At 70.2% G+C, this 14,867-nt stretch carries 11 protein-coding genes; 9 read left to right on the forward strand and 2 right to left on the reverse strand.

Features of this window, described 5'->3' with window-relative positions:
- From Q8M88_RS02115 to Q8M88_RS02155, 9 genes are all read left to right on the forward strand, one after another.
- Window positions 1-1,235 (forward strand): methyl-accepting chemotaxis protein (locus Q8M88_RS02115; RefSeq protein ID WP_305594597.1); only part of this gene is annotated, 1,235 nt, incomplete at its 5' end.
- On the forward strand, window positions 1,235-2,653 hold the full coding sequence (locus Q8M88_RS02120) for a chemotaxis protein CheW (RefSeq protein WP_305594598.1): 1,419 nt from the start codon (window positions 1,235-1,237) through the stop codon (window positions 2,651-2,653). The genes Q8M88_RS02115 and Q8M88_RS02120, both read left to right, overlap by 1 nt.
- Window positions 2,650-3,732: a chemotaxis-specific protein-glutamate methyltransferase CheB gene (gene cheB, locus Q8M88_RS02125; RefSeq protein WP_305594599.1), complete on the forward strand. Its 1,083-nt coding sequence runs from the start codon at window positions 2,650-2,652 to the stop codon at window positions 3,730-3,732. The genes Q8M88_RS02120 and cheB overlap by 4 nt, the downstream gene beginning before the upstream one ends.
- Window positions 3,729-4,583 (forward strand): protein-glutamate O-methyltransferase CheR, encoded by an 855-nt coding sequence (locus Q8M88_RS02130; RefSeq protein ID WP_305594600.1) that lies wholly within the window; start codon window positions 3,729-3,731, stop codon window positions 4,581-4,583. Before cheB ends, Q8M88_RS02130 begins: the two co-directional genes overlap by 4 nt.
- A complete protein-coding gene (locus Q8M88_RS02135) occupies window positions 4,580-6,517 on the forward strand; it encodes a chemotaxis protein CheA (protein ID WP_305594601.1) in 1,938 nt (645 codons plus the stop codon). Before Q8M88_RS02130 ends, Q8M88_RS02135 begins: the two co-directional genes overlap by 4 nt.
- On the forward strand, window positions 6,514-6,840 hold the full coding sequence (locus Q8M88_RS02140) for a hypothetical protein (RefSeq protein ID WP_305594602.1): 327 nt from the start codon (window positions 6,514-6,516) through the stop codon (window positions 6,838-6,840). The genes Q8M88_RS02135 and Q8M88_RS02140 overlap by 4 nt, the downstream gene beginning before the upstream one ends.
- Before the next feature lie 3 nt (window positions 6,841-6,843).
- A complete protein-coding gene (locus Q8M88_RS02145) occupies window positions 6,844-7,227 on the forward strand; it encodes a response regulator transcription factor (RefSeq protein WP_305594603.1) in 384 nt (127 codons plus the stop codon).
- Window positions 7,224-7,883, forward strand: a complete 660-nt coding sequence (locus tag Q8M88_RS02150) for a chemotaxis protein CheX (protein WP_305594604.1) — start codon at window positions 7,224-7,226, stop codon at window positions 7,881-7,883. The genes Q8M88_RS02145 and Q8M88_RS02150 overlap by 4 nt, the downstream gene beginning before the upstream one ends.
- Window positions 7,883-10,189, forward strand: a complete 2,307-nt coding sequence (locus Q8M88_RS02155) for a PAS domain-containing sensor histidine kinase (protein ID WP_305594605.1) — start codon at window positions 7,883-7,885, stop codon at window positions 10,187-10,189. The genes Q8M88_RS02150 and Q8M88_RS02155 overlap by 1 nt, the downstream gene beginning before the upstream one ends.
- Window positions 10,190-10,199: 10 nt before the next feature.
- Here the strand turns inward: Q8M88_RS02155 and Q8M88_RS02160 are convergent, their stop codons facing one another.
- A complete protein-coding gene (locus Q8M88_RS02160) occupies window positions 10,200-11,588 on the reverse strand; it encodes an efflux transporter outer membrane subunit (RefSeq protein WP_305594606.1) in 1,389 nt (462 codons plus the stop codon).
- Window positions 11,585-14,797, reverse strand: a complete 3,213-nt coding sequence (locus Q8M88_RS02165) for an efflux RND transporter permease subunit (protein WP_305594607.1) — start codon at window positions 14,795-14,797, stop codon at window positions 11,585-11,587. Before Q8M88_RS02165 ends, Q8M88_RS02160 begins: the two co-directional genes overlap by 4 nt.
- Window positions 14,798-14,867 lie beyond the last annotated feature (70 nt).

The following is a 14,867-nucleotide window of genomic DNA, read 5'->3' on the forward strand; positions in this document are numbered from 1 at the left end:
CGCTGGCCGAACGCATCGCCAGGCTGCGGGAGCGCGCGCATGGGGAGGCCGGCCGCGGGCGCGACGTGGCTGAATCCCTGGTCGCGTTGCGGGCCGAGGTGAGCGCTGTCGCCGACGGCGGTCAACAGATCCTGGTCGCCGCCGTTGAAGCCGAGGCGGCCGCCCGCGAGGCCCAGAAGGGCGCCGAGAGCGTCTCCAGCGCGGCCGAGGAACAATCCGCCGCCGCCGCCGAGGCCCAGCGCGCCGTCCACCAGCAGGCCGCCGCCCTGGAGCAGAGCCGGCGCACCGCCCAGAGCCTGGCGCGCTCCGCCGAAACCATACTGGCGACCACCGAAGCGGCCTCTTTGGCGGGCGAGATCGGCGCCGCCGCAGAAGAACTATCGTCCACCGTCCAGGAGCTGGCCGGCGCGGCGGGTGAAATCCTGACGGCGGTGGATCAGATCAACCGCGGCGCTCAGATCCAGGCCGCCGCGACCCAGCAGGCCAACGCCGCCCTGACCCAGATCGAGCGCGCCGCCGACCAGGCCGGCCGCTACGCCGGTCACGCCCTGCAAGGCGTCGAGGCCATCCAGGCCAGCCTGTCGCTCGGACGCGAACAGATGCGTGCGCTCAACGAGGGTGTCGCTGCGGCGCTTGTCGAAACCCACTCCACCCTGGCGGCGACCGAGACGCTCGACGACCAGGTGCGCGCCGCCGACAAGCTGGTCGACGCCATCGCCCTGGTCGCCGTGCAGACCAACATGCTGGCGGTCAGCGGCGCAGTGGAGGCGGCCCGGGCGCGAGACGCCGGCCGCGGCTTCTCCACGGTGTCGGCCGACATCCGCAATCTGTCGCGCGAGGCGTCCGCCAACGCCGAGCACATCAAGGACGTCGTGACCGAAATCCAGCGCCAGCTGGCCGCGGTCCGCCGCGACCTGGAACAGGTGGCGGCAGGCTCCGACGCCGAGATCGAGAAGAACCAGCGGCTCGACGCGCGATTGGCGACGATGGCCGCTGACGTGGCCGTCATCCATGTGGGCGCACGGGAGACCGTCGCCGGCGCCAGCGGCATGCTGGATGCGGTGCGGGAGGCCACCGAAGGCGCCCGACAGATCGCCCTGGCCGCCGAGCTGGCGGCCTCGGCCGCCGCCCAGTCGGCGACCGCGGCGCGACAGCAGGCGCGCGGCGCGGAGGATCTCGCCGGCGCCATCGAAGAGATCGCATCGCTCGCCGACGAACTTCAGGCTGTTCCCTGATGGCGTCGGCCGAGCCTGGCCGGGTGATCCGCTTCCGGGCCGGGGGGCGGCGCTATGCGTTGGACGCCAACCACGTCGCTGAGGTGTTCCGCCGCCCGCGGGTGACGCGGGTGCCGCACGCCCCGTCCAGTCTCGATGGCGTCGCCAATCTGCGCGGCGCGGTGGTTCCGGTGGTCGCGCTGGCCCGGTTGCTGAACCGCCCGGAGACCCCCACGTCGGGGGAACGGGTGATCCTGCTGCGCGCCGACGAGCCGCTGGGCCTGGCGGTGGACGAGGTCATGGCTGTGGAGGACGCGCCAACGCCCGGAGGCATGCGCCTGGTCGAGGCCGATGGCGCGGAGCCGATCGACCTCGAGTCCTTGCTCGCCGAGGCGTTCGCGGGCCTCGCTAGGCGCGAACGCCCAGACAGGTCCGTGCACGCTGTCGTCGCCGCAGTCGAGGTCGCGGCGGATGTCGCCTTCCTGGAATTCCGCCTCGCCGGCCAGGCCTATGCCCTGGCGCTGGACCGCGTGCGCGAGGTGATCCTGTCGCCGCAGGATCTGGCGAGCCTGCCGCACGCCGACGCCGTCGGCATCGGCGTCGTCGAACATCGGGGCGGCTTGTTGCCGATCGTCTCATTGCACGCATTGTTGGGATTGGCCGCCGCGACTCCGCAAGCAGGGGCGAGGGTCGTCGTGGCGGCGATCGGCGAGGCCAGCGTCGGATTGCTCGTCGACGAGGTGCGCGCCATCCTTCGTACGCCGCAGGACATGGTCGGCGCAGTTCCCACCGTACTCAATCGTGGCGCGGGCGAGGCCAGCATCGACGCGATCGTACGCGCGCCCCACGGGCTCGTGGCGATCCTCACTTCGGAGCGGATCTTTCGCGAGGAGACGGTCGCGCGGTTGCTCGCGGAAGGCCGGCAGGAAACCAGCGCAATGTCCGCCCAGGACGCCGAAGACGCCGAACAGTTCGTGGTCTTCCGGTTGGGCGCGGAACGCTACGGCCTGCCGATCGCCGCGGTCGACGAGGTGATGGATCTGCCAAAGTCCCTGGCCCGGGCGCCGCGAGCGCCGGCGTTCGTCGCGGGCGTCGTCAGCCACAGAGGCGAGGCGATGCCGATCATCGATCAGCGCCCCCGCTTCGGCGTCGAAGGCGCCGCGCCCGCCACCGGTCGCCGCGTCGTGGTGACCACGGTGGGCGGGCGGAGAGCCGGGTTCATCGTCGACGCCGTCGAGGACATCCGCCGCGTGACGGCCTCAGCGGTGCGCGAGGCTCCGCAGCTGTCGTCGGACGGCGGACGTCTGTTCGACCGGGTCGCCGACATCGATCCGCAGGGCGGCCTGATGCTGCTTGTTGATCCTGGCGTGCTGCTGGATCAGGCCGAGCGCGACGTGCTGGCCGCATTCGCCCGGCGCGCGGCGTCGAACGCCCGGTGATCAAGCTTCTGATCGTCGATGACTCGCCGCTCATGCGGCGCCTGCTGGGCGAACTGTTCGCATCGGAGGGCGACTTCGAAGTGGCCATCGCGCGCGACGGCGTGGAGGCGCTGGCGATCCTCGACGACGTCGCCCCGGACGTGATCACCCTCGACATCCAGATGCCGCAGATGAACGGGCTCGCCTGCCTCGACCGGATCATGCTGGTGCGGCCGACCCCTGTGGTGATGGTCTCGGCGGCGACTCAGCAAGGGGCGGAACAGACCCTGCGGGCGCTTGAGCTGGGCGCCGTCGATTTCATCGCCAAGCCTTCGGGCGCGGTGTCGCTGCGCATGCAGGAGTGGGGGCCGCCGTTGGTGGCGACCATCCGCACCGCAGCGCGCGCGCGCATACGGCGGACGCGCCGGCTCGCCGACCGCGTTCGCCAACGGACCGCGCCGTTGCTGCCCACGCGGCCCCAGCCTGTGCGTGTCGCTCGTCCGCACACCGGCGCGCTGTCCGCCGACGGCCTCGTCGTGCTGGGGACGTCCACCGGCGGACCGCCGGCCCTGGAGGCGGTGCTGTCGCGCCTGCCCGGGGATTTCCCCTGGCCGATCGTGGTCGCCCAGCACATGCCGGCGAGCTTCACCGGGCCGTTGGCGCGGCGCCTGGACGGGCTCACCGAACTGGTCACGGCCGAAGTGACATCGCCGACCCGTCTGCTCGCCGGACGGGCCTACGTCGGGCGCGGCGACGCCGACATGATCGTCAGTCGCCGCCCCGACGGGGTCTACGCGCAATCGGCCCCATCGGACGCCGCGTTCCGATGGCATCCCAGCGTCGACCGGCTGGTCGACACAGCCATGTCCGCCTATGCGCCAGAGCAGTTGATCGGGGTGCTGATGACCGGCATGGGCGACGATGGCGCAGCCGCGATGACCAGGCTGAACGCAGCCGGCGGGCGCACGCTCGCCGAGGCCGAGGACACCGCGGTCGTCTGGGGCATGCCCGGCGAGCTGGTCCGTGCGGGCGGGGCGGGAACGGTGGCGTCGCTCGGCGATATCGCCGGCTGGCTGACGGCGGCGGTGCGCCCGCGATGAGCGCTCCATCATCCCCGCCCGAGGGCGTGCTCACCGCCGAGGAACTGGAGCGGTTCTGCGAGTACCTCTATCGGCGCACCGGCATGACCTTCGGCGAGGCCAAACGCTACTACATCGACCGCCGGGTGAACGACCGCATGGCCGTCCTGGGCGTCGCGTCCTTCGCGGAGTACTTCGCGACATTGCGCAGCGAATCCAAAGAGCTGGAGGCGGTGGTCAACGCGTTCACGGTGAACGAGACCTATTTCTATCGCGAGGCGCATCAGCTGCGTTGCCTTAGCCGCTCGCTGCTGCCGGAAGTAGTGCGCGGGCGGCCGGCGGGCGATCGTGTGCGCATCTGGTCGGCGCCGTGCTCCACCGGAGAGGAGCCGTATTCGATCGCCATCTGGCTGCTGGAGAACTGGCCGCTGGTCGACGCCTACAACATCGAGATCGTCGGTTCCGACATCGACACCCAGGCCCTGGCCGAGGCGGTGAGCGGCGTCTACGGCGAACGCGCCTTGTCGCGCATGCCGCCCGAGCTGGCCGACAGCTATTTCGAGGTCACAGGAACGCACCGCCGACTGATCCGCGACCTGCGCGAGTCCGTGACCTTCACCGAGGCCAACCTGATCGAACGCTCCAGCGTGTCTGCGCAGGGCCTGTTCGACATAGTATTCTGCCGCAACGTATTGATCTATTTCGATGATGCGGCAAGACGTACGGCCGCCGAACACCTCTATTGGAGTCTGCGCCCGGGCGGCTTCCTCTGCCTGGGGCATGCCGAGTCCATGTCGCGGATCGATGATCGCTTCCAGGCGCGCCGCTTCGAGGATGCGGTGGTCTATCAGCGGCCGGGGGGCGAGGCGTGAGCGACGACCTGCTGCCGCACTTCATTGTCGAGGGCCGCGAACTGACCCAGGCGGCGGGCGAGGACCTGCTGGCCCTGGAACGCGATCCGGAGGGCGCAGGCCTGATCGACGGCGTCTTCCGCGCCCTTCATACGCTCAAGGGTTCCGCCGGCCTCTTCGACCTGCCGGCGCTGTCGGCTCTGCTGCAGGACGCCGAGACCCTGCTCGGAGCCTTGCGCGACGGCGCGCAGCCGATGTCGCGCGCTGCGGCGAGCGCGTTGCTCGACGCCGTGGGTGAGACCGAGCGCTGGCTCGACGCGCTGGAGTCGGACGGGTCGCCGCCCGCATCGCTGGCGATCGCCGCCGCCGCTCTCCAGGCGCGGCTGGGGGCGTTGTCCGGGGCCTCTGCGCCGGCCGTCGCAGCGCCTCCAGCGTCGGACGGCGCATGGGTCGCGGCCCTGCTGTCCTCGGCGTCAGCGGGCGCGCAGGCTCGCACCGCGATCCGCTATGTCCCGACCGCCGAGGCCTATTTCCGCGGCGACGACCCGATCGCCGTCCTTCAGGCGACGCCGGGGTTGATCCATATGGCGATCGCACCCCGGACGGGTTTCGGCGCGCTGACGGACTACGCACCCTTCGACTGCAACCTTGAGCTCACCGCGCTCAGCACGGCTTCGGCTGAGGAGGCGCGGGCGGCTTTGCGCTTCGTCAACGACCAGATCGAGGTGGCCGGCTTGGCCGCCCGCGCCGCGGTGGTGGCGATCGAGACCTCCCCGCCGGGACGCAGCCTGCGCACGCTGAGGGTCGATGCGGCCCTGGTCGACGACTTGGCGGCGCTGGTGGATGAGCTGGTGATCGCCAAGAACGCTCTGGCCCACCAGACCGGCTTGATCGTGACGGGGGGCGAGGCGCCGGTCGCCGGGCGCGGCCTGGTCTCGGCGCAGGCGACGCTGGAGCGCGCGGTGGGCCGGCTGCACGCCTCGGTGACCCGCGTGCGGATGGTGCCGCTGGCCCAGCTGTTCTCGCGATTTCCCCGGCTGGTCAGGGACTTGGCGGATGGACTTGGCAAGAAGGCCGAACTGGTGGTGTCCGGCGAGGACGTGGCCGTCGACAAGGCGATCGTCGATGGCCTGTTCGAGCCGCTGCTGCATCTGGTTCGTAACGCCGTCGATCACGGCGTCGAGACGCCGGCCGCACGGCAGGCGGCAGGCAAGCCGGCCGCCGCCACCCTGACCCTGTCGGCGCACGCCCAGGGGGACGAGGTGCTGATCGAGCTGCGCGACGATGGCGCGGGACTGGATGGGGAACGGATCCGCGAGGTGGCTGTGCTGCGCGGCGTGGTGACCGGTGAGGACGCCGCCCGCCTGACCGATCCCGAGACATTCGAATTGATCTTCGCGCCAGGGTTTTCGACCGCCGCCACCGTCAGCGACGTTTCTGGGCGCGGCGTCGGGATGGACGTGGTGCGCAGAGCGGTCGCCGGCCTGGGCGGTCGGGTTCGCGTCGATAGCCGCCGGGGTGAAGGCGCCAGGATCCATCTGGCGCTGCCGCTGCGCGTGGTGCTCGCGCGCGTGATGGTGGTGAACGTGGGCGACGAGCGCTTCGCGGCGCCGCTCGACGACATCGCCGAGACCGTGCGGGTGCGTCGCGAGGCGGTGACCGGCATCCGCGCCGGGCGCGCCTTCCTGCTGCGCGACGAGGTGGTGCCGCTGATGAGCCTGGGGGAGTTGCTTGGCGGCGCGTCGCGCGACGGCGGCGAGACGTTGACCGTGCTGGTGGTCGGCGGGGCCGAGCGACGTGTCGGCGTGGTGGTGGACGGGCTGGGCGAACGCCTTGAGGCGCCCCTGCGGCCGATGTCGGGACTGCTGGCGGGCGCCGCGGGGATGCGAGGCACCATCCTGCAGGGCGACGGCGCCGTGCTGATGGTGCTGGACCTGGCGGAGTTGACCGCGTGAGCGTGCGTCTCGATGGCGACGTCATCCGTCTCGAGGGCGCATGCCGCGTTGAGGAGGCGGAGACCCTTGTCGGCTTGCTTCAGGCGCAGGCGACGCGGGCTGTCGACCTGTCGCAATGTCGCCATCTGCACGGCGCTGTCGTTCAGGTGCTGCTAGCGTTCGCCCCGCCGATCCTCGGCGAGGCGCCCGAACCCTTTATCCGAGACCTCCTGGCGCCGGCGGTGCGCAGGAACGTGATGCGCGCATCCGAACCTTCGAGCGCGACGACCGATTTTGGACCCTTTTCCGGCGGCGCCGACGGCCCGCTGCAGACCCGGAGCTAATTGATGACGACCACTGTCCTTATCGTCGATGACAGCAAGCTTGCGCGCATCGTCGTAGGCAAGGCGGTTTCGGCGCTGCAGCCGGCCTGGGAGAGGGTCGAGGCGGGCACCGCGGAGGAGGCGTTGAGCATCTTCCAATCGCGCAAGATCGACGTGGTGATCGTCGACTACAACATGCCAGGGAAGAACGGGCTCGAACTGGCCGAGGAGTTGCGCGCTCGCTTCCCGACCATGCCGATCGCCCTCGCCACGGCCAACGTGCAGGATGAGGTGATCGCCCGCGCACGCGCCGCTCAGGCCGCGTTTGTGGCCAAGCCGATCACCGAGGATGGGATCCGCGGCTTCGTCTCCGGCGCCGGCCTTCAGCTGCGATCGGCCGGCCATTGAGCGAGTCTCAGATCCAGCTTCAGGAACTTGAGCACGACGCCCTGACCGAATTGGTCAACATCGGGGTCAGCCGCGCCGCCGCCAGCCTGCGCAAGATGGTCGGAGAGCAGGTGTTCCTCTCGGTGCCGTCTGTCGAGGTGGTCAGCCGCCGTTCGGCCGCCACCCTGATCCGCGAGCGCGAGACCGGACCCTTGGTGGCCGTGCGCCAGGATTTCGAGGGCGCGTTCTATGGACAGGCGCTGTTGATCTTCCCGGAGTTGAACAGCCTGGAACTGGTTCGCGCCGTCACCGGCGGCCTGCTGTCGCCCGCGGAAATGACCGACATGGAAGAGGAGGCGTTGGCCGAGACCGGCAATGTAGTCCTGAACAGTTGCCTGGCGACCATGGCCAACATGCTGCAGCGGCCGCTGACCATGTCGCTGCCCGAGGTGCTGCGCGGCGACGGCGCCCATCTGTTCGAGCTGAGCGAAGAGAGCAGCCTGCAGGCCGTGGTCCTGTTCCTCTATATCAATTTCGCCATCCGGGACCGCGACATCCGCGGCTATGTGGCGATGCTCATGGATCTTCCGTCGCTCGAAGCGTTGAAGGCCTTGATCGGAGAGTTCATCGCCCGGGTGATAGGCGACGCCGCGCCGGACGCGACGACGCCGACTTGATGGAGACGACGACGGACCCAGACAGCGACCTCGACGGACCGGCTCTGGCGGCGCTGCAGCAGGGGGCCGGCGCCTGGCTGTGGGACACGCAGCGCAATCTGCTGTTCGCCGATCCGCGCTTCGCCAACCTGTGCGGGCTGGACGCCGCCGCGGCGCTGCGGGGCCTGCCGACCGAGGCGTTCTTCTCCGGCGTGCAACCCGACGACCTGCTGCGCGTGCGCATCGCCGTGGCTGGGGTGATGCACGGCGCCGAACTGCTGGCCCGGGACTACCGGGTCAAGGGCTCCGACGAGATGATCCGCTGGGTCAGCGCCCGCGGCCGCGCCGAGCGAGACGACTCAGGCCAGCTCACGCGCTTCTCGGGTCTGCTGGTCGACATCACCGAGCAGAAGCGGGTCGAGGAGCAGCTACGCATCGCCCAGACGGCGGGCGGGGTGGGCACGTTCGAGCATGTCGACGGCTTCGGCACAGCGATGGTCTCGGCGCAGTTCTGCCGGCTGCTGGGCCTGTATCCTACCGACTCGCTGCCGGTTCGCACGATCAACGCCGTCGTCGATCCCGGCGAGCCACCTTTGATCCGCCCGCAGAGCGTGGGGCAGGGCGACGACGGCGCCTATTCCGAGGTGCTGATCCACCGCGCCGACACGGGCGAGGAGCGCTGGATCGCGCGACGGGGCGAGCACCGCAGCGACGGCGTGGGACACGGCGCGCGCTTCATCGGCGTGATCTACGACATCACCGCATCCAAGCATGCGCAAGCCCAGCTGGTCGAGCTCGCGCGCACGCTCGAGGAGCGCGTGGAAGAGCGCACCCGCGAGCGTGACCGCGTGTGGAACCGCTCGCGCGACCTATTCGCGATCGTCTCGCAGGACGGGGTCTATCAGGCCGTGAATCCAGCCTGGACCAGCGTACTGGGTCATCGGCCCGAGGCGATGATCGGGATATCGCGCGGCGACCTCATCCATCCCGACGACCGGGCCGCCACCGACGTCGGGTTCCGCCGCCTGCTGGACGGCAAATCCGTGGAGAACTTCGACTGCCGCGTGCGCGGGGCGGACGGAGGCTACCGCTGGATCAACTGGACGGTGATCCCCGAAGATGGGGCGATGTACGCGATCGGACGTGACGTCACCGAGCGCAAGCATCTGGAGGAACAGCTGCGCCAGAGCCAGAAGATGGAGGCGGTGGGCCAGCTCACCGGCGGGCTAGCGCACGACTTCAACAACATGCTGACTGGCGTCATCGGCGGCCTCGACCTGGCGCGGCGGCGCATGCGCGACGGGCGGCACGAGGACGCCTTCCAGTTCATGGATGCGGCGGTCGCCTCCGCCGAGCGCGCCGCAGCCCTGACCCATCGGCTGCTGGCGTTCTCGCGCCGTCAGACGCTGGATCCCCAGACCCTCGACATCAACCGGCTGATCGGCTCGATGACCGACCTCCTGCGTCGCACCCTGGGCGAACAGGTCGAGCTGGCGTTTGTCGGCCCCGAAGACCTCTGGCTGACCCGCACGGACGCCAACCAGCTTGAAAGCGCGATCCTCAACCTGGCGATCAACGCCCGCGACGCCATGGCCGACGGCGGGCGGCTGAGCTTGCGCACCGCCAACGTCTCCCTCGACCGGGAGTACATCGACCGCCGCCCTGAGGCCCGTCACGGGGACTATGTGCTGATCCAGGTCGACGACACGGGCGCGGGCATGCCGGCCAGCGTGGTCGCCAAGGCGTTCGATCCCTTCTTCACGACCAAGCCGATCGGCCAGGGCACCGGGCTGGGCCTGTCGATGGTGTACGGCTTCGTGCGGCAATCGGGCGGTCATGTTGAGATCGACAGCGAGCCTGGGCGCGGCACCAGCGTGCGGCTCTACTTGCCGCGGGTCGAGGGCGAGACCGAAGCCGTCGCGCCGATCGCTTCCGACGGTCAGGTCCCGCGGGGCGACGGCGAGACCGTGCTGGTCGTCGAGGACGACGCCCAGGTGCGCCTGCTGGTGATGAACGTTCTGCAGGAAATGGGCTACCAGGCGATCGAGGCGATCGACAGCCAGGCGGCGCTGGCCGTGCTGGAAACCGGCCGCCACATCGATCTACTGATCAGCGATGTGGGCCTGCCGGGCCTCAACGGTCGCCAACTGGCGGAGATGGCGCGCAAGCGGCTGCCCGAGCTGCCCGTGCTGTTCGTCACCGGCTATGCCGCCAACGCCACCGTGCGCTCAGAGTTTCTGGGCGAGGGGATGCGCATGATCGCCAAGCCATTCCCCTTCGACGCCCTGGCCATCACCCTGCGCGAGATGCTGGACAAGCGGACCTAGCGCTTGGGCTTCACCACCCGCCGCCTAACACCTTGAACACCGCGATCTGATTGGTGGTGACTTGGGCGTCGGAGCGGGCGAGCTGGGCGTCGAGGTCGGCGCGGGTGCGCTCGGCGTCGAGCACCGCGAGGAAGCTGTCCGCGCCGGCGTCGAAGCGCAGTCTTGAAAGTTGCGATGCACGCGCGCTCTGCGCCGCCGCGCGCTGCAGCGCCGCGCGCCGATCCAGCTCGCGGGCGTAGTTGGTCAGAGCGGTCTCGGTTTCCTGCAGGGCGGTGAGATTGGTCTGCTCGAAACGCGCCAGCGCCCCGTCGGCCACGGCGCCGGCCTGGCGCACACGCGCCCGGGCGACGGCGATGTTCGGGAAGTTCCAGCTGATCAGCGGGCCCACACTGAAGCTGAAATCGTCGCCAAGATCGCCGGCGCGCGCCGCGGACGTCCCGATCGAACCGCCCAGGGTCACCGACGGATAGAGCGACGCCGTGGCGACCCCGATCCGCGCCGTCGCTGCGGCCAGAGCCCGCTCGGCCTGGCGAACGTCGGGGCGTCGGCGCAGCAGACCCGAGCCGTCGCCGGTTGGGATGGCGGTCGCGACCTGCGGAACGATGAGGCAGTCCCGCGCTTCCGGCGAAACCTGGGCCGGAGGACGCGCGACAAGCACGGCCAACCGGAACAGCGCTCCGTCGCGCTGAGCTTCCAGCGGCGGCAGGGTGGCGCGAGTGGTCTCCAGCAAGGCGCCGGCGCGCGCGACGTCCAGGCCCGCGCCGCGTCCTGCGTCCTGCTGGCGGCGCGTGAGGTCGAAGGTCTGCTGCTGCAGGTCGAGGGTCCGGCGGGCCACGGCGATCTGGGCGTTGGCGGCGCAGGCGTCGGCGAAAGCCCGCGCGGTCTCCGCGGCGACGGCGATGCGGGTGACGTCGACGGCCGCCTGGGCCGCGCCCTCGTCGGCCCGGGCGGCTTCGATGGAGCGCCCGACCCGGCCGAAGAAGTCGAGCTCATAGGAGGCGTCGAAGCCCGCGGCGAAGGCGCCGCCTTCGGCGTAGCGCCCGCTCGCCGGATCGAGCTGGCGCACCCGCGCGGCCTGGCCGGAGAGCGTGGTCGACGGCAGGCGGCCGGCCCGGCTCTCGCTGAGCTGGGCGCGCACCTGGCCGAGGTTGGCTGCGGCGACGGCGATGTCCTTGTTGGCGCTCAGCGCCTCAGCGACCAAGCCGTCCAGCGCGGGGTTGGCGAACAGCCGCCACCAGCCGCCCTGCGGCTCGGCCGGGGTGAAGGCCCCGCCGCCGGCGCTGACGAAACCGCCTTGGGCCGCCGCCTCGAGCTGCGGACGCTGATAGTCGGGTCCGACGGCGCAGGCGCTGAGGGCGAGGCCGGCCGCCGAGGCCGCGAGGATCCTGAGCAGGGTCATGGGCGCGCGCCTTCCGGTTCGTCATTCAGCGGGTCGGGGGCGCCGCCGCTTGGATAGGCGCTGTCCTTGGGCGGCGGCTTGGGCAGACGCAGCGCCAGCCAACGGCAGACCACATAGAACACCGGCGTGAAGATCAGGCCGAAGATCGTCACCCCCAGCATGCCGAAGAACACCGCAGTCCCCAGCGCCTGGCGCATCTCCGCGCCCGGTCCGCTGGCGATCATCAGCGGGATGACCCCGAAGATGAAAGCGAACGAGGTCATCAGGATCGGCCGCAGCCGCGTCCGCGCCGCCTCCACCGCGGCCTGGAAGCGATCCATGCCCTGGCGCTCCTCCGCCTGCTTGGCGAACTCGACGATCAGGATGGCGTTCTTCGCCGCCAGCGCCACCAGCACGATCAGGCCTACCTGCGTCAGGATGTTGTTGTCCTGGCCGCGCAGATTGACCCCGAGGATCGCCGCCAGAATGCACATTGGCACGATCAGGATCACCGCCAGCGGCAGGGTGAACGCCTCGTACTGGGCGGCGAGCACCAGGAACACGAAGACCACCGCCAGCATGAACACCAGCGCTGCGGTGTTGCCCGCCGCCTTCTCCTGGAAGGCCAGCTCCGTCCATTCGTAGCTGAAGCCGGTCGGCAGGGTCTTGGCCGCGAGGCCCTCCATGACCTTCAGCGCCTCGCCGGAGGAGACGCCCGCCGCGGCCGCGCCTTGGACCTCTGCGGCGGGGAACAGGTTGAAGCGCACCACACGCTGCGGTCCGGTGTCGTCGTGCAGGGTGGCCACCGAGCCCAGGGGCACCATCGCCCCGTCCGCCGAGCGGACCTTGAGGTTCGCCACGTCGGAGATGTCGTCACGCGACCCGGGCTCCGCCTGGGCGGTCACCCGGAAGGTGCGGCCGAGCAGGTTGAAGTCGTTGACGTAGGTCGAGCCCAGATATGTGCCCAGCGCGCCGTAGACGTCGCTGGGCTGCACGCCCAGCATCAGCGCCTTGTCGCGGTCCACCTCGGCGGTGATGCGCGGCGAAGCGGTGTTGAACTGCGAGAACACGCCCTGGGTCTTGCCGGTGCCGTAGGAGGCGCCGACCAGGTCGTTGGCGGCCTTCTCCAGGGCGCGGTAGTCGCCGCCGCCGCGATCCTGCACCATCATCTTGAAACCGCCGCCGTTGCCAAGACCCTGCACGGGGGGAGGGGCCAGCACGAAGATATTGGCCTCCTCGACAGCGCCAAGCTTCTGCATGACCATGCCGACCATCGCGTCGGCGGAGTGCGCCTTGTCGCGTTCCGACCAGTCCTTGAGCTTGATGAACACGGTCGCGGAGTTGGATGCGGCGGAGAAGCTTGCGCCGTCGAGGCCGGCGAAGGCGGCGATCGTCTCGATCGCGGGATCGCCGGCGAGCAGCGAGGTCGCGTGCTTCATCACTGCGTCGGTGCGCTCCAGCGACGAGCCCGGCGGCAGTTGGATGACGCCGATCAACACCCCCTGGTCCTGCTGAGGGATGAAGCCGCTGGGGGTGTCGGCGAGACGCCAGCCGGTGAGGGCCAGCAGGCCGACATAGACCACGAGCACCATCGCCGAGGCGCGGATCAGGCGTGCGGTCACCCGCCCGTAGCGGTCGGCCAGCCAGTCGAAGCCCTGATTGAACTTGCGTCCGGCCAGCGACAGCGGCCGCAGCCAACGCGGGGTGTCGCGCTCCGGCGTCGCGTTGTGCGGCTTCAGCAGGATTGCGGCCAGCGCCGGCGTCAGGGTCAGCGACACGAGCAGCGAGATCATCGCCGCCGCCGAGATGGTCACCGCGAACTGGCGGTAGAACTCGCCGGGGATGCCCGAGACGAAGGCGGTCGGAACGAACACCGCCAGCAGCACCAGACCGATGGCGATCAGCGCCCCGGACACCTCGTCCATGGTGCGGAACGCAGCCTCCCGCGGCGTGAGGCCGGCGCGGATGTTGCGCTCGACGTTCTCGACCACGACGATGGCGTCGTCGACCACGATGCCGACCGCCAGCACCAGGGCGAATAACGACAGCGAATTGATCGAATAGCCCAACGCCAGCTGCACGGCGAAGGTGCCGACCAGCGCCACCGGGATGGCCGCGATCGGGATGATCGCCGCGCGCCAGGTCTGCAGGAAGACGATCACCACCAGCACCACCAGCAGCACCGCTTCCAGCAGCGTCTCCTGCACAGCCTCCACCGAGGCGGCGACATATTCGGTGGGGTTGTAGGGGATGGTGGCGACGACGCCGGTGGGGAAGCCGGGCCGGGCCTCGTCGACCGCCTTGAGCACCGCCTTGGCGGATGACAGCGCGTTGGAGCCCGGTTGCTGGATGACCGCAATCCCTATGCCCGGCCGACCACCGAAGTAGCCGCGCATGCCGTAGTCCTGGGCGCCCAGCTCGACGCGGGCCACGTCGCCGACGCGGACCACGCCGCCGGAGGCGTCGGACTTGATCACCACGTTGGCGAATTGCTGCGGATCCGACAGCCGGCCCTCGACCTGCATCGGCAACTCGGTGGCCACGCCCGTGTCATAGGGGGGCGCGCCCAGTGCGCCGGCGGCGACCTGGACGTTCTGATTGCGCAGGGCGGTGACGATCTCCTCCGCGGTCAGATTGCGCGCCGCGGCCTTCGCCGGGTCGATCCACACCCGCATGGAATAGAGTCCGCCGCCGAACACCTGGACGCCGCCGACGCCCGGTATGCGCAACAAACGGTCGCGCAGCTCGCTGTTGGCGTAGTTGCCGATGAAATCGATGCCGACGTCAGGGTCAGTGGACGACAGCGCCACCAACAGCAGAAAGCCGGTGGCCTGCTTGTTCACGGTGACGCCGATCTGGCGCACCTGCTCGGGCAGCCTGGGTTCGGCCAGGGCGACGCGGTTCTGCACCAGCACCTGGGCGGCGTCGAGGTTGGTGCCGGGCCGGAATGTCACGGTGATCTGCGCCAGGCCGTTGGCCGACGATGAGGTCATGTAGAGCATGCCCTCGACGCCGTTGAGCTCCTGCTCCAGGGGCGCTGCGACCGTCTCGGCAAGGGTCTCGGCCGACGCGCCGGGATAGGTGGCGGCCACGGCGATGGTCGGAGGCGCGATTTCCGGATACTGCGCCAGCGGCAGTTGCGGGTAGGCGAACACGCCGAGGATGCTGATGAACACCGCGATGACCGCAGCGAAGATCGGCCGGTTGATGAAGAAGTGGGAGAATTTCACGCGCGCGCCCTCCTAGTTCGCCGGGGTGGCGGCGGAGGCTGGCGGGGCCAGGGTGGTGACGCTGGTGGGC

Source organism: Phenylobacterium sp. (assembly GCF_030693805.1).
In the GTDB taxonomy this organism is placed as follows: domain Bacteria; phylum Pseudomonadota; class Alphaproteobacteria; order Caulobacterales; family Caulobacteraceae; genus Phenylobacterium.

Coding starts and splice junctions, on each gene's coding strand:
- Q8M88_RS02155 (WP_305594605.1), top strand. CDS start 7,883: ATGGAGACGACGACGGACCCAGACAGCGACCTCGACGGACCGGCTCTG.
- Q8M88_RS02160 (WP_305594606.1), bottom strand. CDS start 11,588: ATGACCCTGCTCAGGATCCTCGCGGCCTCGGCGGCCGGCCTCGCCCTC.
- Q8M88_RS02145 (WP_305594603.1), top strand. CDS start 6,844: ATGACGACCACTGTCCTTATCGTCGATGACAGCAAGCTTGCGCGCATC.
- Q8M88_RS02120 (WP_305594598.1), top strand. CDS start 1,235: ATGGCGTCGGCCGAGCCTGGCCGGGTGATCCGCTTCCGGGCCGGGGGG.
- Q8M88_RS02130 (WP_305594600.1), top strand. CDS start 3,729: ATGAGCGCTCCATCATCCCCGCCCGAGGGCGTGCTCACCGCCGAGGAA.